The organism is Butyrivibrio sp. FCS014, assembly GCF_000526935.1.
Taxonomy (GTDB): Bacteria; Bacillota; Clostridia; order Lachnospirales; family Lachnospiraceae; genus Butyrivibrio.
In genome coordinates this window covers 195,727-217,539 of record NZ_JAHA01000006.1, presented here as the reverse complement: position 1 = coordinate 217,539, position 21,813 = coordinate 195,727, and the positions used below count along the sequence as shown (strand labels likewise).

The following is a 21,813-nucleotide window of genomic DNA, read 5'->3' as shown; positions in this document are numbered from 1 at the left end:
CCTTATGTGGTGGGCAGCTGGATGTATATGCCCATTCCGTTGCCCTGAGGGCTTCTGGCGTAGATGGTTCCGCCGTAGTGCTCAACAATGGCCTTTGCCTGGGTAAGTCCGAGGCCGTTTCCGCTTATGCGGTTGGAGCCCTGGAAGTTAAGTTCAAAGATATGCTTGGTCTCGTTCTCGGGAAGTCCTTTTCCGGTATCCTTAAGAACTATGAAAATATCGTCTTCAATAGCTGATATGGTGATGACAAGGGTTCCTTCCCTCTGCATGTACTTGATGGAATTATCGATGATATTCCTGAACATGATGAGGATCCTCTTTGCCGAGGCGTTGACCATAAGTCTGTCGGAGGCGCTGGATATGTTGATCCTAAGTCCTGCCTTCTTGGCTTCGTCTGCCAGTTCACTGATGGCTTTTTTGGCCACTTCTATGATATCGATGGTAGCCTTGTCGTCATCGTCATCGGGAGGAAGAAGGGACTCGTATTCGTTCTCGCTGCTTTTAACCTGCTCTGAAAGTTCGCTGGTTCTGGCAGCTGTTTCACTGAGTTCCTTTTTGGTCTTTTCAAGGTTTTCGGTCAGCTCCTCAATGCTCTCCTGTCTCTTTTCCAGCTCCTTATCCTTGGCCTTTATAAGGGTCTCATAATCCATCTCAAGCTTGTTCTTCTCGGCATTGAGGATTCCGATCTCCTGCTGAAGGTGCTCAGCCCCCGTATAATCGTTGTGGGCCTGGTAGCACTGATAGGCAAAGTTGGTGATGGAAAGTGAAAAGCATAAGAATACAATAATGATCAGCGTCACGCTGAAAAAGAAGAATCCTACGATAGTGAGTGCATAGAACACACACGATAAGATCAGTGAAACAATCTGTTTCCTCGACATTTTCCAAAATCCCCCTCTAACAGTTAATGTTGTCTAAATCTATCCGGCGTCTTCCTTCTGAAAGAGCTGCTTCTATGTCATGGCTTGCCATCACAATCGTGATGCCCTGAGCGTTTACAACGTCAAGAAGCCTATTTATCTCCATTGATGATGTGGGATCAAGATTTCCGGTGGGCTCGTCCACCAGAAGCACCTTCGGATTATTGATGATGGCCCTGGCAAGGCACACCTTCTGCTGTTCTCCTCCTGAGATCTCCTTGGGAAATCGCTTGTGAAGGTTATCTATCCCCAGCATGGTAAGTACGTTGACAATCTTCTTCTCGGCCCCTGCGTATGAACCTCCCGTAGCCAGGATGGCCATGACAAGATTGTCATATACGCTCTTGTTCTGGATCAGCTTGAAATCCTGAAAGATAACCCCTATCCCTCTTCTGTAAAAAGGGATATCCCTTGCGGGAATCTTTCCGATGTCTCTTCCGTCAACCATAATGGTCCCGGAATCAGGCTCCACTTCCTTAAGAAGCATCCTAATAAGCGTGGTCTTCCCGGATCCGCTTTCCCCCGTTAGGACCACAAACTCCCCGTCTTCGATCTCCTCCGAAAAATCTCTGTAAACAAGAGTCCTTCCGTCTTCTGTTACATAGCTTTTAGTCACATGAGAAAAAAGAATCATTGCACACTCAGAACTTTCTGAAGTCCGGTCACCCTAAGAACTTCAACAACAGACTCTGAAGCATTTATTATCAGGAATTTACCACCCTTGGAGCCGGCAGTCTTCTGACCTATGAGCAGTGCCCTCAACCCTGCACTTGAGATGTAAGGAACATCCTGCATATTCAGTATTACGCTGGGGCACTTCTGGAACGCTTTCAGGATCTCATTCTGGAGTTCCGGTGAAGCATTGGCATCCACTTTTCCATGGACATTCAACTGAAGCTTATCAGCGCTTCTGGTTTCATCAATCGTCATTTCTTTTTCTCCATAAACTTACTTTAGTGTTATAGCACCATCGTAGAGAGCTTCCTCATCAAGCACAACGTGCTTCTCTGTAGGAATTGTAGCGTTGAGGTCGAGATAGCTGTTGCCGTCCATAACTGCCTCTTTTTCCATCTGAAGGAGCCTTATCCTGGTCCTTATGGGCTTGAACTGATCCAGAAGGAATGTGAGCTGGTGCCTTAATTCCTCCGTCAGCTTCCTGTTGATGAGGATCGTGACATCGAAGACTCCGCCCTCCTGAAGTCTGTTCTCAAGAAGGATCGCATCATTGCCAAGGACGATCTGAAGTATCCTCTCAATGACCCATTTCGTGCCCTTCATCCTGTTGAGCTGGTATGCCTCTTTGACAATGGTTCTAAGGACGTCTTCGGGAAGGAAGCCGCCTTTTAAGTCAATTCCAAACCATGAACCATACATCTCAAGAAGTTCAGCTGAGCACTTGTCAAGATCCAGCATCTCGTAGAGCTTCTCGTTCTGATCACTGATGTCGTTGTAGATGCTTGAGAAGATAGACATGTATCTGTGGAAGAATCCACCGCGCTGTCTGTAAATTTCAGGGAATGCTCCCATGAAATTATCTCCTCTTGCTCCGACTCTGATCTTTCCGATGGAAGCCTTTCCGGTTCCCAGCATCTCTACGGCCACAAACAGAAATCTTCCCGTGATGTCATACAGAAGAAAATCATCGGTATTTACAAGTCTTTTGGCTCCCAGATTTGTTAAAAGGGAGATCTTGTCCATTGCATTTACCGTCTCATCACAAAGATATTCATCAAGGTCTAGACTCTGTCCTTCTCCCACTACAATATCTAGCGTATTAAATGCTATAACATAAATATAACACACCATTTCTTCAGGCAAAAGGAGGTCACAGGAAAGACGTCCCCATTCGGAGAAGTCTACTACACCGTCTATAGGCTTAAGGAAAGCAAAATGGTCCCTCTGGGACTCATCAACCACAAGGGTATTGTCGTTTTCCAGGGTAAAGCCTCCTATACAGCCCTGTTTTATTCTGTTATTCCTAATTGAATACCAAATATCATTAGCCATTATCCATCAGCTCCGGTGTGTTTATTTGTCAGATGTGACCAGTTCTATTATTATTTCTCCCAGGTAACACAGGCAGTCGAATCTGGGATATATGTCATATTCCCTCATCTGCGCCAGTTTGCCGTTTTCCGAGTGAAGCGACAGGTCATATACATATTCTACGCAGGAAAGATCCTCTATGGCGTGGAACACATCCTCAAACATGAGCTTATCCCCAAAGTTGTGCTCCGAATCTATATAGTCTATCTTGCTGCGTATCCTTTCCTCTATCTGGCTGCGGCAGTCTGTAAAATGCTTCTTGACGTAAACCGTGCATTTAACTCCTATTGCCGCAAAGGAAGGCTTGATTATCTTAAAATCTGCTGTGAGAAGGTGTCTTTCCTTGAGCCTTTGTTCTATCTTATCGGTATAAATCCTGGAAAGCTTAGGAAATCTGTCATCGGAATCCGGAAGCACCACCACGTTTACCAGGTTTGTATTGTCATTCATAAAGGCTCTGGCCTTCTTGATGCAAAGCCCCGGGGTGGTCTTTACGATATACTCGTAATCCGATGCAGTGACTGCCCTGTAGGGGGTCCTCACATCCTTGATGAACCTGTCCTTGACCTGATCAAGGCTCTCCCTGAAGGCTCCTCCCGTTCCCGGGCCCGGATTGTAGAATCCGTCCGGAACAGCGTCGTTGTCGATAAAAAGCATGTTGCCCTCACTGATATTTCCTCTGGGGCCGCTGTTCTCGGCAACACTTCCCATGAACAGATCCGCATCTATGAAATCTCCGGGATCTTCGATTATGATCCTTCCCTCTCCCTCGAGAAGATGATAGTAAAGTGCTCCCTCACCCTTCTTCTCAGGTCTTACAAAGTCATAAATATATCCGTCATGGCTCTTTCTCCTGGCAATCAGGAAGAAGGACTCATGAACGATATTGCTGCTGGGTATATCGATCTCCTGATCATCGTATCCGATGACCTTGCCGACGTTGTATCGTCTCATCACATCTTCGCTGTAGATTATGACTCTGACGCAGTCCTTAGTCTTTATGGGAGCGTATCCAAAGCTCTCCTTGTCAAAGGAGAACGTCACTCTTCCATCATGGTGGTCCTCATAAATACAGAATCTTCCGCTCTGTCCGGGGCCCGACGCAAGTTCATATCTTCTGTAGGAAGATCCCTTCTCCTCTTTTCCGAAGACCAGATAATAGACCTGTTCGCTGCCCAGTGGCGAAGTTACTGTAACGGCATCATTTTTTCCGAAAGTCTGGGAAAATGCCTTCGTATCCTTCTGCCATACCTCAAACAAAAAGCCGTAAACATTGGTGACCCTGGGCACGATATCGTACTCGGCCCTTGTAAGTGTAGCCCTGATACAGTAGCCCTCTACGGGGGTATCTCCAAACTTTGCAAGGCCGCTCTTTGGAAGGGAGAACCTTATCTCTCCGCTCTGGAGGAAGGCACAGGTAAAGTCTCTTACATTGATCTCGGTAAATCCGGTATCCGTAAAGCATTCCCACTTAAGGTCCGCAAAGATATGCTCGGTTCTGTCCTCGGTCTTATTCCTGGTGGCCTTCTCAATGACCTTCACGTAGAAGATCAGCTCTTTTAACGATGATGGGTCATTATCAAATACAAAGTATACGCTGTTGCCCTTCTTTGGCTGCTCGCCAAAGATCCTGGCGGGGACACTGATCTCTCTGTCCAGCACAAAGCTGACATCCCTGTATTCATCCCCTTCCCCTGCAAAAACTCCAAGGAGCCTTGATACACCTACATTCACCTCTTTGTTGGTCTCGAATATGAGGTCTCCAAGGTGAAATCTCTCCCCTGCCTTTAGATGAGTCTTTTCCGCAATATGATCTGAGGATAAAAGAACCTTCGAACACTTTCCACGCTGCGGAAGAAAACCTGCCATCTTAAGCAGAGCCATTTTTGCCCTGTAGCTTAAAGTCACGATCTCCGCGCCCTGAAGAGCAGAGAAGGCTGTCAGGTTTTCCAGAATGGTTATTCCGGGATCCGATGCGTTATAGTTGGTCCACTCTGAGGATCTGATGGGGAGTTCTCGGTAGACGTCCTCCATCCTCTCCTCATAGGTCCTGTTTTTCAGTTCTTCAACTCTTAGCATACTTTTGTACCTTACTTATTAGTAATAATAACTTTATGCTGTCCGTTTCTCGGCACCATAAAGGGTGTAACTTCTATTTCTCTTGTATCCATCTCGTGCTCACCGAAGGAATCGATATAATGACCTATCATGGTGATCCTCTGGATAACGGTGCGACTCCTTAGAACTCCAAGCCTCATAAGTATCTGGGATTCCTTGGGAAGACTTCCGATCTCCCAGCCGTCGTTGTCGGCACTCTTTACGGGGTTTAAATACTCCGAAAGAACCGTCTTGACCTCGTTCTGAACCTCAAAGGAATCATCCATATCCATGACAAGAGCCCAGACACATACGGAAATGTCCACAAATATCGGCTCCACCATATGGAGGTTATCCTGGGAAATGGTGACTTCGCAGTTCTTTAGCATCTCCCTCTGAAGCCTTGCGGATATCCTGTGAAAAGAGAAAGCTCCGTCAGCAAAGTCCTTCATAAGAAGAACAACTGAGATGTCGCTGGGATTGAAGCTGCCATCTATCCGCTCTCCCACTACGATCCTGGCTCTGTCTATACTGTCGGAAAACTCAAGACAGAATCTCTCGTAATCCCTCTCGGAAACCAGCTTGTATCTTGAGTTCATGATACCTGCACATCTAAGAAGCGCGTGATCTATGGTCTCAAGATTGGTTCCTCCGTGAGATCTTATGGGATTAAATACTGTGTCAATATAAGGTGCCGATCCGATTATTCCAACGATCTCGCCTTCGCTTAAGTTTCCGTCCTCGCCGTCGGTGGATCGAATCTTTGCCTTGAAGGCTACATCGTCGGTAACCCTTGGCATATCGCATTTGGCGCCGTCGGAGAACATGATATTGCCTGTCATCCTGTCTATGCGGTAACATCTTCTGTCCGGTGCATCGGCAAAATTGTCAACTTCCTTCCAGAGTACGTAAAAGGCGGATATTCTTCCGAGGAAATCATATTCGGCTCTTACCATTTCAGGATTCTCTTCAAGAAGCCTGTCCATCTCCTCTTTTCTGGTATAGCCTATCTCATTGACCCAAACTTCTGCATCCAGAATATTGTCAGCCCCAAGAGGCATCCTCAGGTTCGGAACAATGTCGTCTATATAGTAATCTCTCTCTTCGGAGGTCTGTACATTGGTAACAACCACTGCATTCAGGCACAGCCTTGCTATCCTTGGAAGGAACGCATCCTTATCGTCCTTCTGGGATTTGGCGCGAAGTATACGTATCCAGTACAGTTTGTTGCCTTCAAGGGTTTTCTCTGCCATATCCGCAGGGGGCATGAACATCACTGTTCCGGATCTTGTGAAGTTCTCGGTAAGGTCCGTAAACCTCATCTCCGAAAAGCCGTTTGCGGTGCTGTATTCCATCCTTACCTTTACGCCGCTCTGATTGTTGATGTCCGAAAGCTGGAAATAAATGCTCACAGGGCCTTCGGTCATCTTTCTGTCAAGGCCTATATAAACCGCATCCTCGTAATAATCAATTCCTGAAAGAATCGTAAAGGGCTCATTATCATATAACTTTGCGGTGATATCTTCCTTCTTGGTTCCGCCTATTCTCTCTATCCTGGCAGGGTTTGTGAATTTTCCCTCATAGGAATAGGAGATCTTAAGTCCTACTATGGTGGGATAGGTGTGAATTGCCGGACGCATATAGCAGTTCGCCGACTTAACTATCCTCATTCTGAGGCACCTGCCGCTGTAGGGGCCGGACTCCGATCTTGACCAGTCCTCGGGGCAGATAAAGCTTAAGCTGTAGTCGCCCTCTTCGCAGCTTTCAAACATTCCCGTATATTCCGTATCGCACTTTATCTTTTTCCAGCCTATGCCGTTGAAATACTCTAAGGTCACTTCATCAACCTTAGCCTGTGCGGGATTGTCATAGGGGGTCTTTCTGGGCTTTCTCTTTATTATGGCAAGCTCAGCTTCTTCCTCCTCGGCACTTATACGAAGATTGTTCTCGTGATAGTTGGTCTTAAACTTCAGGGTTATCCTTGATCCTGCCTTGGCAAAACAGGGATCGTGCCCTATATAGCACTCGTTAAATACCGCCAGTTCCTCTGAAAAAGGATTGAACTTTCCGGTATCCAGTTCCTGCATTCCGTCTCCCACATATTCGGGGATTTTGGACTCGCCGCCTGCAGAAAGGCTTATTCCCTCAATCTCAAGGGAGTCTGTCATAATCTTACGGCTTTCAAGGATTACTACCGCGTATTCCTTTTCGCCTATGGTTACCTTCTGCTGCTTGTCCTTCTTTATCAGCATGAAGGTCTTTCCGTCCTCAAGGAGCTTCACTTTATCAAATGTCCTGAAACCCTTCCTGGAGTAATACTTGAAGACAAGATCTTTCTTTTTAATTCTGTCTATAACTTCCTCAGCGCCCTCAAGCCTTATATAAATAGGCTCATCTATTCCGTCAAAGAGCCTCTGCTCGTAGATGGTAAAGACGCTCACTCCCACATTGCTCTTTTCGCCAAACAGAGTAAAAGGAGGCACAATATAGGAGGGTTCAAGCTCCTCGGCCTCTTCTTCCTCAGAAGGTAAAAGCTCTTCTGTAAAATCCTCATCATCCAGGGTGTAACTGATGTCACCTGTGATGATGTCAGGGGTCTTTATATCTCCGAATATGGGAGATATGGTGCCGTTCTCTGCATCGGTGGCAAAGACGCTTCTTATCTGGGCATCGGTGACATAGAGGTTTCTCTCTGTCTCGAATACCACAAATCCCGATTCGGTGGTGTCTGAGTCAGCCGTAAGTCTTGTCCCTTTAGGCACCTGGGTTCCCATCAGTCCCGCCTGTCCGTAATTGAAGATAACCATACTGGCTGCAGGCTGTGCAGGGCGCAGGGTGGCGTCAAGCATGTTCACGAACTCCATGTGATAGCGCTCGGGCATCTGGCTCATGAGCATGTTGTTCTCAACGGTCTGCCTTGCAAAGACCTGAGCTATCACGGAACCGGCGTCGGGATTTTCCCTGTCGAATTTCCACTCGGGAGTATAGCTCTTTCTGAGTTTCTCTATTTTGTTCTCGATGTCCTCAACACTTTGAGGTCTGAAAGCATTAGTCATCAGTAGTCTTCTTCCGTATCAATTATTTCCGGTTCATAGTACTCTTCTGTATCATCAGGCTCCGGTTCAGCATTCAGGTAGAAGGGAAATACCAGATTGTCTCTCTGGTTGTTAGCTGCCAGGGTGTAGTCCACATTGATCATTATGTATCCCTGCTGTGCCTGCATATCCGTTGATATGTTAACCTCACTGACCCTTGGCTCCTGCCGAAGGATTGCACTGGTCAGATCTCTTCGCATGATGGTCAGCTCGGTAAGTGAAGTATCCATGAAAACATAGGATGCTGTTTCTGTTCCGAATCCGGGTCTTGTGATTCGCTCTGTGACTTGCGTCATCAGGATTATGTATATTGATTCTTTAACACTCTGGGACCCGCTTGACATCTTGAATCTGCCTGTGGCGGGATCAATCTGTGGCGGAAAGGCCACACCCGTGCCCAAAAATGATTGTTCCATGTATTTCCTCCGTGCTCATCATCCAAGCTTTATAGGTGTTCCGTCAACAGCCACCGGACCGCTGCTCTTGAGGTTCAGCGTTGAATTGCCCTGAACGGTGGCGTTTCCGCCCTCTATGGTGAGCCTGCTGTTGGCCTTGATCTCTGCCGTGTCGTTCTCCGAAATCTTAAGCTTGTTGGACTCCAGGGTCACAGTTCCGTTACTGCCGTTCATGATAAGCTTTATGTTATCTCCCACCTTGATGGTGAGCTTTTGCTTGGCCCAGATCTCCATCTGACCGTTTTCGGTCTTCATCTCGATCTTGTTTTCGCTGTCCTTATCCGAGATAAGGATCTTTTTCTTCTCGTTATCGATCTCCACCTTGTGAAGGGACTGTGAGGTATGGACCGTTATCTTGTCGTTTTCTCCGTCTCCCTCGGGATTGTCGATGATGGTAATGGTATTGCCGTTCCTTGTGGTTATTCTCTTTATCTTGTTCTTCTCATCAAAGGCTCCCTTGACGAAGGAAGAATTGTTCTTTGGTACAGCCCCTATGATAAAGGCTCTCTCGATATTACCCTGCTCGAAGACCACCAGTACCTGATCCCCGATCTCGGGAACAAAGTAATCTCCCCACTTGGTGCCGCCGTATGGGAATGCCATTCTCGCCCACACCAGCCTGTTCTCACTGTAATCCCTGGTGTTGATGTCAACCTGGACGAACCCCTGTCTGTCCTGGTCGTAGTTCTTGACTACCTGGGCAACCATGACACCGCTTATTCGATTTTCGCCCATCTGGGTCTTTTCCATCTGACGCCTTGCAACGTCATCCACATAATCAAAAATCGGCATTGTCTCCTCCAAAATCCCTTTACAGGGTTGATGCCTTGCCCTCAATAATTGTGTAATACTTGCCCCCAGCCATAAACTCATGGGTCACATCGGTGATGTAATAATTGTTGGAAACAGCATCACCGAAATTCTTCAGGGTGATAAATCTTCCGGGAACAAATTCGGGCATTCCCCTCAGCATCATCCTAAGATGCCCCAGTCTGTAGGATATGTCCTCCAGAATATACTCAGCTCTGTTCTCCGCATCCTGCTGGGTTTCTATGCTGGAATCTATATATACATAGGCCTGGGATGAGATAAGGGGTTTCGCCTTGGATCCCAGGGAAAACTTATTTGCATTTTTCTTTTTGGACTCTATTCTGGTTCCTTTTCCGATATCCAGGGTCCTTACCTTGACTTCTCCCACAACTCCGGTGATATCGTAGCCCACATTATATGAAACAATGGCGTATCCGGGCTTTATTTCCGCCAGGGGCTGGGTGTTGAGCTTTGCTTTTCTGAAAGCCACATTTCCGCCCAGGGTAAAGAACTCGTAATTAAACTTCTTGGCTACTCTCACCACAAAGTCGTAGTCACTTTCCGCAACCATCTCTATCCTGATATCTGTATTTCCGCCTCCGGGAGCTGAGGGTCCAACTCCTCCTCCGGGTTTATCAGGGGTATCCGCTATGGTTATGTCCTTTATGGTACCGTTTTCCTTAAGCTTTTGATATACCTGCTGATCCAGTATCTCTTTTACCGCGTCCGAATAGTAATTGGCCTGAAGTCTCTTGGTGTAATTATTGGCCATCATTATGCCCTTTACATCCATGGCTGTTATCATGATGCCGGCTTCCGAGGGAGCCTCAAAGTCATATCTGAAGTCTACTGCGGCTATATATCCCTTAAACACCTCTGTGACTGAGGAGGCATGCCCCATATAAATCGTCACATCCGTTCCCAGGGAAATGAATTTCTTAAGTTCCTTGCTTCTGAAATACCCGTTGTTGGTATCATAGGTATTTACCAGAAGGAACGTCGCCATGGAGGCCTTAAGATCACTGGTGAGACTCACGGTTATATCGACGGCATTGACCTTATGCTTCTTGTGCTCCTCGATATCCTGCCCGCCAAGCTCCACTATGGCCACAGGTTTATAAAAGCCCTCATATTTTGTATATAGTTGATCAAGATCGATAGAAGCCATCCCTTAAGTTCCTTTAGATCGATATTTTAGGCGCAAGGCCGGCAGCGGGGTTCGCCATGCTGTAAAAATCCGTCTGATATTCCTGCTGCCAGATGTCTGTATTGGCACCTGCGGTCTCACTGTCATAGAGAACCATACCAAGTGTAACAAAGGCTCTGCAGGGCTCACCGTTTACGTTGAACATCACGTACTGGGCATTGACCGTATTCAATATTCCCTCGTAAACCATGTCGCCCCAGATAAAACGAAGAAGCCTTCGCTGTTCATTTCGAACTATAGCCGTCAGTGCCTCTACTTCCGGCTGTATCGAAGTGTAGTTGCCCTTAATACCTGTTTTTATAGCTCTTCCAACGCCCTGAGTGACATTGGTAAGGTTCAGGTTGAACTTATCATAATAAAAGGCATCCTGAGGATTGGACTTATCCAGAACCAGCTTAACACTCATCTCAATACGTGTGTTGGCGGCAGCCATGGTGGAACCGCCTCTTATGTGGTTAGGATCCTGTTCAACTTTCTGTCCGTTCCTTTTCTTTTTTATGTTTTCCAGGTCTTCATCGGTACGGTACTTCTGAATAGGCAGCTCCTCACCACCATAGCCGTTGATATAGAGCTCATCGGGATTAAACTGCACGGTAAACCTGTATCTTTTAATATCGCCGTATAGCTCAAAACCCTTGTCCGCAGTAAGTCCCGTCAAAGATGAGGCAAAACTGCTTACGGCATCAAGATTAAAGCTGCCTATATCACCGATGGAAAACTTATTGGCTGTCGGTTTAGGGGCTTCCTGCTTCTTGATCTTGACGTCTGTGACGTCCGCAATCTCCAGAACGGCTTTTTCCGTAAAGCCTGCAAGAGAATCGGCTGCGTTTTTGGCAGAGGCCGCAAGACCTGTTACTTCTTCCTGATTTAAAGGCATATATCTCTCCTAAATCAAATTCCCAGATTGATAAAGTTATTGTTTGTTATTTTGTCAAAGCCGGTTGCTGTTGCTGATACACCTTCAAATCCCGCTTTCTTCTCCTTGAAAACTCTCTGGAAGGCGTCGTCCCAATACTGCTCATCATACTTAAGATCCTGATTGGCCTTATCCTGGGTAAGCTCAAGGTGCATCTCTCCTCTGATGGGATGTCCCTGAGGATTGAACATTGTAAATCTGTTTCCAACGTCGGTGATGGTGCCTCGAAATGCCATGTTGGCCCAGTAGAATACCACCTGCTGGGTAGCCGATGAGGATAAAAGACTCATTATGGCATCCATCTTCTTTCTTACGGAGTAAGTGTTTCCTCCGTGCTGAAGGGTATCCATACCCTTATTTGCCAGGCTTGTAAGGTTGGCGTTTGAAACCTCATTAAGCCCGAAGGCATTCATATTGTCACAGTCATCAAATATAAGGTCAAAAGAGAGTTTGCTCTTACCGGAGAATTTGTACACATCCAGTTTGTCTATTCCCTCTTCGCCTCTTCTTGACTGTACCTTACCGTTTACAGAGTAAAGATTTATGGTTGCGGGATTGTACTGAACCGGAAATTTTACAAAACTTGGGTGCTCTTTATCCAGTTCACCGATTTTATCCGCCGAGTTGATTCCCGGGGTAAAAGTATCCGCAATACTCTTCCCAAGATCCACAAGGCCGTCTTTTATGGTCCCCCCAAGACTCTTTTTGATGGTCTTAAGAAGATCCTTCTGCATTGAATTAAGGGCCTTCATCTCTGTTTCAAAATCCGTCTCCGACTCGGCCTGTGTTGAACTTTTTCTGCTAAGATCCGTGAGATAAATATACAGGATAGCCTTATCGGCGGCTCCGTCAGTAAACAAACCCTTCGCACTTTTTCCTGCATTTGCAAGTGCTCCGCTTGCTGCCATAGTCTATCCTCCTTTCCTTAATAACCGCGCCTCATTTTCTCGTTGCGCATCTGTCTTTCAATTTTATTCATTACCTGGCCTGTAAGAGAATTCATCTTGCTCTTTATCTCGTTCTCCACAAGCTGCTCCACATCCCTTGCGGACAGGCTTACCTGTCTGGTGTTTGTGGTCTCCACGCTGGTCTGGTTCACCACGTGGTTTTCTGTTACGCTTTGGGTCTGTACCGTCCTGTTTATCTGTTTCTGGAGATTTGTCTCCATTTCACTGAGCTGTTCGTTGAGTTCCTCGGTCGTTAGGCTCTCACTCTGTCTGTGAATTGTCTCGACCCGGGGCATCTTGCCCTGTTCTCTTCTCATAGCCGGAGTTGCTTTTTCTTCTCTGGCTCTTTTTACTGACTGAAGAAATGCCTCAGTCTCAGCATCTCTGGGTCGTACAGTCGTGCTCTGGCCTTCCGGTGATGTCTCCTGCGCGGGGATGTTATGTATAAGCTCACCCGTTCCCTGAGCCTTACCTGCAGCCTGTCTTCGAATCACCTCCGAAGGGGTCATTCCCCTCTCTCTTGCCGCAGCCGGAGCCTTCTCTTCCTCTCTGGCTCTTTTTACTGACTGAAGGAACTCCGCAGTTTCCGCATCCACGGGAGGAGTCACTGCGGTCTGAGCCGTCTCCGGAGCTTCCGCCGCCTGGATGTCATATATCAGTTCTCCCACCTCAGCAGGTCTTATGTAATTATTGTTCACAACACTGGTGTCTCCCTGGTAGTACTGTTCAAGGAGCTGGTAGATCTCCATGGACTCATCGGGGATGATGGTTCGAAGCTCTGTAAGGATCTGACTCCTTCGCTGCTGCCTTCTGACCTGTCTCTCCGCAAGCCTTTCCTTGAGCTTCTCGGGATCTGTCAGGGCAAGTGCCGCGTCTTCTCTGGTTTGGGACATGCCCGGTACCGGCTCGCTTCCCTGCTCCCTGGTCCGTGTCTCTTCCAAAAGCTTTACAAATTCAAGCCGTCTTCTCTCGTTCTGAACATTTATGGCATTGACGGTCTCTGTAAGTTTTTGAACTTCCTCCTCCGTCATCTCGCCGGTCTGGCTTGTCTCCAGGATCTCTATCTCGTTTTGCACGAGGCGGCTGTTCTCCTCCTCATAATTCTCGGAGAGTTCAGACCTGGTCACAAACTCTGTTGTCGCGCCGCCCACAAGACGAAGGAACGTCTGATCCGATGCCTTAAAGAAGGTATCTTCAAATCTGTAGAAGGTCTCATTGTTGGTATAGAACCTGTCAAAAGCTGTATGGAACAGATTTTTGACCATGTCCATGAGAACTGCCGAAGTAAGCTCGTTTCTTACGCTGCTTGTGAGGTTCTCCTCGTTTTCAATGGACTCCTCATAGGTATTTTCGTTGAGAAAGGTGAGGTTCGTGGTTCCAACTCCGGCCTTTTGCCTTAATACGGACAAAAGAACCTGCTGCGCCGTGTAGCTCTGATCTGCAATGGAGAATTCCCTTGCATCCACCTCGTTGGACTCCACAGTCCTGTTGAAGTTGGAGACTATCTGGTAAATGGCACCGGTCTGCAGCCTTCTCATTATGGTGTTGTAGAGGAAATTGCTCTCCTCGTTGGTCACGCTCTGCTGCGAGCTTAAAGAAGTCTGTGACTGGCTGATATTCTCAGTGACGGACCCTCCGTTTATCTCAGTCCTGTTTTGCTGATTGTTTACAGTCTCATTTACAGTGGTCTGTGAAGTGCTCTCCCGTGAAACACTGTTGTCCACAAGATTCTCCACGATGTTTTCGACTTCCTGTGAGATATCAGTCTCCTGCCTTACACTCATCTCAGCCTGAGTGAGATTTGTCTCGTCGTAATGCTGATCTATCTGAGTCTCATTAACTTCTCCCGTCTGCTCGAAGTTTGAGACAATGTCCCTGATCTCTCTGGTGCGAAGCCTGTCATATACTGCTTCCGAAAGATTTTCGGTCCTTGATGTTTCTTTTTCCAATCTCTCGGAAGAGGCGGTCCTTAAGTTCCTGGTCTGGATCTCCTCTATAAGTTCCCTCAGTTCTCCGCCTCTTTCCAGGTAGAGATTGATGAGAGTGTTGGTGTTTCTGGTTTCATCGGCGATCCTGTAGAAAGCCTTCATGAACCTTCTGTCATCCCTGACCCCGAGCTTGTAGAGTGCGTCCGTGATAAACACTCTGTCCTGATAGGTAAGGTTTACATCTGCCGAAGTAACGATCCTGTTGAGGACGTTGTTGAGAATATTTACCTTGTTGATATTTGTCTCGTTCCTCCGGGACTGGGAAAAAATGCTTGTGATCCCCTCACCCTCCTGAATGTAGATCTCCGGAGGTGTGGCCGCTATATGTAAAAGATCCTCCTCCCCGATATGTGTCTCCATCAGGGAGTAGTTGCCTTTTATCCTGTGATAAAACGCCTCGGGATCTCTTATGTATGTACTTTTTGCCTTCACCTCAATGGGTGCGGAAATAGTAAGCATCTGTTATCTCATGTCCTTTATTTCTTAAGATTATCCGCCATAAGTGCACGGCGTGTAGGTGGCCAGGTTACCGGAGTTGCCTTCTCCGAATCCTTGGGAGAGGAAACCGCGTATTTGGCCTTGGGGCCTTCTGATATGCCGTAAGGCGGCCGCGCCTGGGCTTTCTCGGAATCCTTGGGCGAAGTAACTGCGTATTTAGCCTTGGCGCCCTCGCTTATGCTGTAGGGATCCCTGGCTTCGGCACTCTCTGCATCAATAGGTGATTCTATGGCATGCTTTACTTTTGCTCCGTCCTTTATGCTGTAAGGATTTCTTGCCGCAGCCTTCTCAGAGTCGTTGACAGGGCTCTGGGCATGCTTTGCTGTTGCTCCGTCTTTGATGCTGTAAGGTTCTCTTGCCTCTGCCCTCTCTGAATCATTTGAAGGAACCTGGGCATGCTTTGCTGTTGCTCCATCTTTGATGCTGTAGGGATCTCTTGCAACTGCCCTCTTGGAATCATTGGAGGGAACCTGCGCATGCTTTGCTGTTGCCCCGTCCTTTATGCTGTAAGGATCTCTTGATACTGCCTTTTCGCTGTCCACCGGTGATGTGGTTGCATGCTTGGCTGTTGCTCCATCCTTGATGCTGTAGGGATCTCTTACAACTGCCTTTTCACCGTCTCTGGGTGAAGTCTGGGCATATTTTGCAGTTCCTTTATCATCTTTATACGAATAAGCCGGCTTATTGATACTCTCGCTGTCGCTTCTTACAACTTTCTTTTTGCCGCCCTCTGCAGTCACAGAGTATGTGGAGCCCGACTTGTCAATGGAAGACTGCTTTGCATGCCTTACATTGGCGCCGTCTTTTATGCTGTAAGGAGTTCTTTCCTTTGCCCTCTTGGAATCATTGGAGGGAACCTGCGCATGCTTGGCTGTTGCTCCTTCCTTGATACTGTAAGGATCTCTTGCTGCCGGTGTTTCGGCATCCTTGGGCGAAGTCTTGGCATATTTAGTGGTTGCCTTATCAGTTGCATAGGAATAAGCGGGCTTGTTGATCTTCTCACTGTCGGTTCTTTTAACTGTCTTTACGCCGTCCTCTGTGGTTACGGTGTAGGTTTTACCTGCTTTATCTATACTGGATTGTGTGGCGTGCTTTGTGGTTGCACCATCCTTAATGCTGTAAGCCGTCCTTACTTCAGCCCTGTCAGAATCATTTGGAGCTACCTTTGCATGTTTATTCGTAGTCTTATCAGTCGCATAGGAATAAGCGGGCTTGTTGATAGTCTCCTCATCAGTTCTTTTAATTTTCTTTACGCCGTCTTCTGTGGTTATGGTGTAGGTCTTGTTTGCCTTGTCTATCGGGGACGGAGTGGCATGTTTTACGGTTGCTCCATTCTCGATTTTGTAAGCCTCTCTTACCACAGCCTTATCAGAACTATTAGTAGCAAGCTGGCCTCTGAGTTTCTTGGTTTTATCCCTTTTCATGCTGTAAGCACCGGCATTAAAGTCAGAGGTATCGCTTTCTTTTCTCTTTACGGTTCTGACACCATCCGTGGTTGTAACGTCATAAACAGAATCCTTATCATTTGCAGCCTGTTTGGCCCACTTGGTTTTGACATTATTGCCTGTTCCGTCCCATGGCTCTTTATTGATTTTGGCTTGATCGTCTCTTTTCAGATGTTTAAGGCCATCTTCTCCCTTAACCTCTTTGTAGATGGGTGTATTGGCATTCTTATCTATAAAGGCCGTTGCGGCGTACTTAGGCGTACTCTTATCCTTATTCAGTTCGTACTGAGGTCTGGTAAGGTCATGCTTCTTGTTTCTTACAAGAGTCGGCTTTCCGTCTACTTCCTCCACTTCATATGGCTTGTTCTTCTCATCCTGATCGATAAGTGAAAGCTTTCCTCTGTGGGTGGTCTTATCCTCCGGATCAAAGGATGACTTGAACTTGTAAGCAGCCTTATCCTTCATCTGCATATGAAGAAAGCCTTCTTTGTCAGGTTTCCACTCGTACCAGTAAGTGCTGGCAGCCTTGTCATCATTAGGTGAAAATGCTGCATATCTGTTGATGTATCCGGGGCCGTCCTTGTCCTTGTAATTCTCGGGATTCCACTCTTCCTGCTCGGAGAAGGACTGGAAACCGTTGTTGATAACGCCAAGCTCTCTGTAGGCTATGGTGGTGGTTTCAGTAAGAAGTCCCGACTTTTCAGCGTTCAGTTCTCCATATTCCTTGCTCATTACGGTGCAGCCCTTGAAGGTATACACTCTTGCAGGCCAGGCGGGAGCGGAAGCTGTAAGTCCTGCCCTTGCCTTGTGCCTGTAAACGTAAAGCACAAGGGGAAGTATCAGTTCCGTACCAAGAGCCAGGGGATCCAGGAATCTCTCTGTTCCTATATATCTTTCTATCTGGAAGGTAAAGGGCTTGGAGATTGGCTTTCTCTTTAAGTGGATATAATCGTTGACTCCGCCCTCTCTTATGTATTCAAACTCGTTTTCCTTGGTGAATGCCCTTACCGTTTTTATAGGCAGGAAATACAGACCTTCAACTTCCATTACAAAGTTAAAGGCCGGTATGGGATTGTAAATGGCATCGAAATCGGTATTGGCAAGGACTGCTGCCTCGCCGCCGTTATAGGCATCATCCGATTTGGCATTCAGATTCCATTTATCTTTTTCATCTCTGTAAATATACCGTCTTGGCATAGGCACTACCTCATGGCTTCAGGGAAAAAAGCCATCTACATTTTTGATCTTGTAGCTTTCATATCAAGGATACTCTTTTCCTTGGTCTTCTTTGAGGGACTAAGACTCTTGTTGATGGAAGATATCTCGCTGCACCACCTTCGCCTGGATGCATGGTCAAGGGCCATGACTTCGTCCTGACTCCAGTGGAAGTAATATGAGATAAAACTCATCTCCCTGTACAGGTCATCCTTTGGATAAAGCCTTAACCCTCCTGTGTAAAATTTAGCGGTACCTCAAAGGCTCTTCCGCAATCAGGGCAAATGCACTGCATTGTGGGAGGCTCCACATCGTTGATCCTCTGATACATATCCTGAAGATATGCAAGGTCTGCGGTAAAGAGCTGCTCTATGGTTGTAGCTGTAACAGACTCCATACCCTCAAGCTCTGTTACGACTTTGCTTAAGATAACTATGGTCAGATAAGAGGGGTTGGCCAATACTCTGGGGTCCCTTGTGGCTGATATCTCATCTCCGGCCGTTGCAAGCCTCATTCTGCCTCTTCTGTGCAGCTCCCCCTGAGAATCCATATATCCCTTTGGTAATGTGAACTCATAAATTGTTTCCATACTTCCCTCCTGGTTGATTTGTGGTATCTGTATTATTTACTTTAAAGGGTACAGGAGCCTAAGCTCCTGCGCCCGAAAAATAAACAATATTGAATTAGTTGGGGATTACCAGCTCTTCGTATGCAATCTCAACTGTCTCAATGGCAACATCACTGTTCTTTGCATCAAGATCGGGAGCTGTATACTTGGTTACCCATGCATTGGTCAGTGTCCACTGTCTTGCACCTACAGATGACTCTACAAGTGCTGTGGGAGCACCGGAGTTAATATCGATGAGCTCGATGGTAACGTTCTGACGAGGGATCTGGCCACGCATCTCGCTGACACACTCCATAACCCATGTCTTGAAGGGACTTGAAATGATATATCCCATCTTGAGAGTTACGTTTCCGTGTTTAACAAGTCCGGGCATCTTTACGGGTGCCAGTGAACCTGAGTTACCCTGTCTGAATTCAATAACATCTACAGTTGCCTCAATGCCTGTAACCTCTGAGAAAGCTGCAGTTCCTGCGACAGAATCAACCGTCACCAGGAAGTTCATTTTGGTTAACGGATAAGCTGATTGTTTACCGTTATCATATGCTCCAGTAGCCATATTCTATGACTCCTTTCTTAGTTAAGTATTGTATTCGGATCCTTCTTTAAGTCTGCGGTTTATTCTTCTCCGCCACCGCCGCCGGCTTCTGATGTATGCTGAGTAACTCTGAAGATTACGAACTCAGCAGGACGGCTGGGTGCGATACCTACGTTACAGATAAGTCTGCCACTCATGATATCGTCTCTTGTCATTGTAGAAGGTCCAATCTCTACGAAATAGCTGTCAGCAGCTGACTCGCCTGCCAGCATTCCGTTTCTCCAAAGTCCGTCAAGGAAGTTGGAGATTGTGAGATTAACTCGCTGCCAAAGAGTAGGATCGTTGGGTTCGAATACAACCCAGTTGGTATTTGCCTTGATACTCTCTTCGACGAAGATAAAGAGTCTTCGAACATTGACATACTTGAATGCACTGTTGCTGGAAGCTGTTCTTGCACCCCAGATGCGGATTCCCTGTCCGGGAAGATTCCTGATGAGGTTGATGCCCTCGGGATTTAAGATATCCTGCTCATCCTTGGTGTAGTTTACAGAAAGGCCTGTACAGAAAACAACTTCGTTAGCGGGTGCCTTATGTACGCCGCGGTCGATATCTGTTCTGGAATAAACACCCATAACAGCTCCTGAAGGCGGAATGAAATCTGCCTTGTTGGAGGCTCTGTCAAATACCTGGATCCAGGGGTGATACATAGCGGCATAGGTGGAATCAACCATCTGTCTGTAGCCGATAAGATCAGCTGTCTTGTACATGTCCTTAGGCATATCCAGTACGGCGAATCTGCTTCTTGTATTGGAGCAGTGAGAAACAAGTGCAACAACTACTTCGGGAATTGTGATTCCGGGAATAGCCATCATGCTTACAATGTTGTTCTCAATAAATGCCTGAAGACCTGTTCTCTTTCCGGGGCCGTTATCCTCACCGATGAAGGTTCCTGCGTCGATCTTTGAAGCTGATCCGTCGCTGCCGCCATCAAGGAAGAATACACCGTCGGTAACATCCTCACCAAGAATTGCGGAAACGGGATTTCCTGCTTCTTTCATGGGAGTAACATCAACCTTTATGATGTCGCTGCCTGCAAGTCTTGATCCGATAAACTTAGGAGACTGTGTATTAACGGAAAGCTCTCCGTAGTTCTCAACATCATCGCCGTAGCGGATTGAGATATCAGTGGTTACAAGGTAAACAACTGACTTAGGGATGATATCGGTATCAACTGCAGAATCGGGAAGTTCCTCATCGAAAACAACCTCTCTGTCGATGATGGTCTTGATCTTTGTGTAGGTTCCTTCAAACTCTACAAGATCGCCCTCTCTGAAGCCCTCGGTTGATTTTGCAATAAATCCTGTATCTGTCTTTTCTACAAGCTGCATCTTTCTCTTCTTGTTGGTAGAAAGATTAACCTGTATCTTGTTGCCCCACGCTCCGGGGCTTGAGGCTGTAATTGTCAGGAAGCCTTTTTTAGCTGTAGCGGGCTTTGCATCCTTTGGAGCAACACGCATTACATAGCATCTTGTTCCGCCGTTATCAAAGAACTGCTGTACACTGTTAGCCAGATGTCTGTACTCGCCGTAAGCAAACTCTGAAAGGAAGCCGCCAAACTGCTGCTTGAAGCTTCTCATGTTTGTTACAAGAAGAGGTGCGCCCTCGATGGGTCCTTTCTCTGCAAGTCCGACAAATCCTGCTGTACTGGTGCCTACGCCTTCAATACTCCGTGGGGAGTTATCATATTCTTCAACGTATACGCCCGGTGATAAATACTCTGCCATATACTTTACCTCTTTTCTTTATGATTTACTGTGCTGTAACCTTAACCTGTCCGGGAACCGTGATGGAAACCTGTCCTGCGTATGCGCAGACGAGTTTGCAGTCATTGGAAAGACACGGCTTGCCTCCTACAAGGATCTTCGGTTTTGTGGGAATCCATGTTCCTGCGGGTGCCGGTATACAGGGCTGGGGAGTAAGAACTCCAAGAGCCGCTGCAGTGGCCGCTGCCACCTGAGGATTAGCCAGGGACGTACACATCCCGAATGGTCCTATATTTGCCATGGGCTGGGCATCCTGAATGGTTGCTGCGGGTTTCCCCTCGGTCAGCACTTTCTGCTGACTGGTAACCTTTATAGGTGCCGGGGCTGTACCCATGGTGCACATTGCCGTTCCCGAAACTGCTACCAGGTTGCTCATGTTTCACTGTCCTCGCTTTGTTCTTCGGTTATAGGTATTACTTTAGCTGCATCCTTTAAAAGATCCATATGGCCTGCATCAAGATGAAAATCTGTTGCCTTGAAATACTCATCCTCGCCAACCTTAAAATGTATCAGGTAAGGAAGATGATCTGAATCATCTCTGACCTTTAAGGAAAAATCTCCGCCGGGTCCGGCTCTGCCGTAGATGATCCTGTAAATCTTGTCGTTCAGCTTGTGCTCGGTCTCAAAAGGTTCTTTTAAGACGATACTGAGCGGGGCATCCTGCTCCTTTACTTCAAAACAGTCGTAGCGCTCTCCTGTCTCTGATAAAAGTGCATAACGGATACTGTCTAATCTGCATCCGCCCCCAGGTCGCATCGGGAGAAGAGTCATTCTGGTAACATTCTTCTTCTCGGTGACGCTGTGGAACAATCCTATCGGGCGCTCAAGATTGATTGCCTCGATATACTGAAGCTTAGAAAGGGTTCCACTGATTTCAAGTACCGATCCTCCTATGCGATTTTTCTCCGATGGCATCAGGAAAACATCTAACATGGGAAGTCTTGGATCCAGCTCCTCATAGTTCACAAACACCTGCGTCTTATCGTATCCGGGAGCGTCAATCTGCATAAGAAAGTCTTCCCTGCCTATATTCACGAATACGAAAATACCCGGACCTTTGTACATGGGCTGAAGTCTGTTTCCATCGAGGAAAAAGCTGGCTCCTCTTTCTTCAACCTCTCTTCCGGTGGTGGTATCTACCAGACGAAGTGCAAGTGATAATTGGGCTCTGATCACTACTGTCACTTT

18 protein-coding genes and 1 pseudogene are annotated in these 21,813 nt (G+C 47.0%); all 19 read right to left on the bottom strand.

Going from position 1 to position 21,813, the window contains the following annotated elements; genetic code table 11:
- Nucleotides 1-2: 2 nt before the first annotated feature.
- A complete protein-coding gene (locus T456_RS0104770) occupies nt 3-881 on the bottom strand; it encodes a sensor histidine kinase (RefSeq protein WP_035801198.1) in 879 nt (292 codons plus the stop codon).
- Nucleotides 882-897: 16 nt separating this feature from the next.
- Nucleotides 898-1,554: a cell division ATP-binding protein FtsE gene (locus T456_RS19175; protein WP_051464972.1), complete on the bottom strand. Its 657-nt coding sequence runs from the start codon at nt 1,552-1,554 to the stop codon at nt 898-900.
- Nucleotides 1,551-1,850 (bottom strand): STAS domain-containing protein, encoded by a 300-nt coding sequence (locus T456_RS0104760; RefSeq protein ID WP_024865155.1) that lies wholly within the window; start codon nt 1,848-1,850, stop codon nt 1,551-1,553. Before T456_RS0104760 ends, T456_RS19175 begins: the two co-directional genes overlap by 4 nt.
- An 18-nt stretch (nt 1,851-1,868) precedes the next feature.
- Entirely contained in the window at nt 1,869-2,927 is a 1,059-nt protein-coding gene (locus tag T456_RS0104755; RefSeq protein ID WP_024865154.1) for a phage tail protein, read from the bottom strand.
- 21 nt (nt 2,928-2,948) lie between these two features.
- The gene (locus tag T456_RS0104750) at nt 2,949-5,045 is read right to left on the bottom strand and encodes a baseplate J/gp47 family protein (protein WP_024865153.1); all 2,097 of its coding nucleotides are present in this window, start codon (nt 5,043-5,045) and stop codon (nt 2,949-2,951) included.
- Nucleotides 5,046-5,056: 11 nt separating this feature from the next.
- On the bottom strand, nt 5,057-8,119 hold the full coding sequence (locus T456_RS0104745) for a hypothetical protein (RefSeq protein WP_024865152.1): 3,063 nt from the start codon (nt 8,117-8,119) through the stop codon (nt 5,057-5,059).
- Nucleotides 8,119-8,574 (bottom strand): GPW/gp25 family protein, encoded by a 456-nt coding sequence (locus T456_RS0104740; RefSeq protein WP_024865151.1) that lies wholly within the window; start codon nt 8,572-8,574, stop codon nt 8,119-8,121. The genes T456_RS0104745 and T456_RS0104740 overlap by 1 nt, the downstream gene beginning before the upstream one ends.
- A gap of 18 nt (nt 8,575-8,592) precedes the next feature.
- Nucleotides 8,593-9,405: a phage baseplate assembly protein V gene (locus tag T456_RS0104735; RefSeq protein ID WP_024865150.1), complete on the bottom strand. Its 813-nt coding sequence runs from the start codon at nt 9,403-9,405 to the stop codon at nt 8,593-8,595.
- Between the two features lie 19 nt (nt 9,406-9,424).
- Nucleotides 9,425-10,591, bottom strand: coding sequence for a phage late control D family protein (locus T456_RS0104730; RefSeq protein WP_024865149.1), 1,167 nt, complete (start codon nt 10,589-10,591; stop codon nt 9,425-9,427).
- A gap of 13 nt (nt 10,592-10,604) precedes the next feature.
- Nucleotides 10,605-11,507 (bottom strand): CIS tube protein, encoded by a 903-nt coding sequence (locus T456_RS0104725; protein WP_024865148.1) that lies wholly within the window; start codon nt 11,505-11,507, stop codon nt 10,605-10,607.
- A 14-nt stretch (nt 11,508-11,521) separates the two neighbouring features.
- The gene (locus T456_RS0104720) at nt 11,522-12,454 is read right to left on the bottom strand and encodes a CIS tube protein (protein ID WP_024865147.1); all 933 of its coding nucleotides are present in this window, start codon (nt 12,452-12,454) and stop codon (nt 11,522-11,524) included.
- Between the two features lie 17 nt (nt 12,455-12,471).
- Nucleotides 12,472-14,940 carry a hypothetical protein gene (locus T456_RS0104715; protein ID WP_024865146.1) on the bottom strand — a complete coding sequence of 823 codons (2,469 nt, stop codon included), beginning with the start codon at nt 14,938-14,940 and terminating at the stop codon, nt 12,472-12,474.
- Nucleotides 14,941-14,957: 17 nt separating this feature from the next.
- Nucleotides 14,958-17,621 (bottom strand): hypothetical protein, encoded by a 2,664-nt coding sequence (locus tag T456_RS0104710; protein WP_024865145.1) that lies wholly within the window; start codon nt 17,619-17,621, stop codon nt 14,958-14,960.
- Between the two features lie 35 nt (nt 17,622-17,656).
- Nucleotides 17,657-17,854, bottom strand: a pseudogene (locus tag T456_RS22725) (DUF6760 family protein); the annotation flags it as partial.
- A gap of 11 nt (nt 17,855-17,865) precedes the next feature.
- Nucleotides 17,866-18,228, bottom strand: a complete 363-nt coding sequence (locus tag T456_RS0104700; protein ID WP_024865144.1) for a hypothetical protein — start codon at nt 18,226-18,228, stop codon at nt 17,866-17,868.
- Between the two features lie 94 nt (nt 18,229-18,322).
- A complete protein-coding gene (locus T456_RS0104695; RefSeq protein WP_024865143.1) occupies nt 18,323-18,823 on the bottom strand; it encodes a phage tail protein in 501 nt (166 codons plus the stop codon).
- Nucleotides 18,824-18,882: 59 nt separating this feature from the next.
- Nucleotides 18,883-20,586, bottom strand: coding sequence for a phage tail sheath subtilisin-like domain-containing protein (locus tag T456_RS0104690; protein ID WP_024865142.1), 1,704 nt, complete (start codon nt 20,584-20,586; stop codon nt 18,883-18,885).
- A 25-nt stretch (nt 20,587-20,611) separates the two neighbouring features.
- Nucleotides 20,612-21,001 carry a DUF4280 domain-containing protein gene (locus T456_RS0104685; RefSeq protein ID WP_024865141.1) on the bottom strand — a complete coding sequence of 130 codons (390 nt, stop codon included), beginning with the start codon at nt 20,999-21,001 and terminating at the stop codon, nt 20,612-20,614.
- Nucleotides 20,998-21,810 carry a hypothetical protein gene (locus T456_RS0104680; protein ID WP_024865140.1) on the bottom strand — a complete coding sequence of 271 codons (813 nt, stop codon included), beginning with the start codon at nt 21,808-21,810 and terminating at the stop codon, nt 20,998-21,000. Before T456_RS0104680 ends, T456_RS0104685 begins: the two co-directional genes overlap by 4 nt.
- Nucleotides 21,811-21,813 lie beyond the last annotated feature (3 nt).

Excerpts from the sequence above, each read along its gene's own strand:
- T456_RS0104735 (WP_024865150.1), bottom strand. The coding sequence starts at position 9,405 with ATGCCGATTTTTGATTATGTGGATGACGTTGCAAGGCGTCAGATGGAA.
- T456_RS0104720 (WP_024865147.1), bottom strand. The coding sequence starts at position 12,454 with ATGGCAGCAAGCGGAGCACTTGCAAATGCAGGAAAAAGTGCGAAGGGT.
- T456_RS0104690 (WP_024865142.1), bottom strand. The coding sequence starts at position 20,586 with ATGGCAGAGTATTTATCACCGGGCGTATACGTTGAAGAATATGATAAC.
- T456_RS0104770 (WP_035801198.1), bottom strand. The coding sequence starts at position 881 with ATGTCGAGGAAACAGATTGTTTCACTGATCTTATCGTGTGTGTTCTAT.
- T456_RS0104740 (WP_024865151.1), bottom strand. The coding sequence starts at position 8,574 with ATGGAACAATCATTTTTGGGCACGGGTGTGGCCTTTCCGCCACAGATT.
- T456_RS0104730 (WP_024865149.1), bottom strand. The coding sequence starts at position 10,591 with ATGGCTTCTATCGATCTTGATCAACTATATACAAAATATGAGGGCTTT.
- T456_RS19175 (WP_051464972.1), bottom strand. The coding sequence starts at position 1,554 with ATGATTCTTTTTTCTCATGTGACTAAAAGCTATGTAACAGAAGACGGA.
- T456_RS0104760 (WP_024865155.1), bottom strand. The coding sequence starts at position 1,850 with ATGACGATTGATGAAACCAGAAGCGCTGATAAGCTTCAGTTGAATGTC.
- T456_RS0104725 (WP_024865148.1), bottom strand. The coding sequence starts at position 11,507 with ATGCCTTTAAATCAGGAAGAAGTAACAGGTCTTGCGGCCTCTGCCAAA.
- T456_RS0104715 (WP_024865146.1), bottom strand. The coding sequence starts at position 14,940 with ATGCTTACTATTTCCGCACCCATTGAGGTGAAGGCAAAAAGTACATAC.
- T456_RS0104700 (WP_024865144.1), bottom strand. The coding sequence starts at position 18,228 with ATGGAAACAATTTATGAGTTCACATTACCAAAGGGATATATGGATTCT.
- T456_RS0104755 (WP_024865154.1), bottom strand. The coding sequence starts at position 2,927 with ATGGCTAATGATATTTGGTATTCAATTAGGAATAACAGAATAAAACAG.
- T456_RS0104710 (WP_024865145.1), bottom strand. The coding sequence starts at position 17,621 with ATGCCAAGACGGTATATTTACAGAGATGAAAAAGATAAATGGAATCTG.
- T456_RS0104685 (WP_024865141.1), bottom strand. The coding sequence starts at position 21,001 with ATGAGCAACCTGGTAGCAGTTTCGGGAACGGCAATGTGCACCATGGGT.
- T456_RS0104750 (WP_024865153.1), bottom strand. The coding sequence starts at position 5,045 with ATGCTAAGAGTTGAAGAACTGAAAAACAGGACCTATGAGGAGAGGATG.
- T456_RS0104695 (WP_024865143.1), bottom strand. The coding sequence starts at position 18,823 with ATGGCTACTGGAGCATATGATAACGGTAAACAATCAGCTTATCCGTTA.
- T456_RS0104745 (WP_024865152.1), bottom strand. The coding sequence starts at position 8,119 with ATGACTAATGCTTTCAGACCTCAAAGTGTTGAGGACATCGAGAACAAA.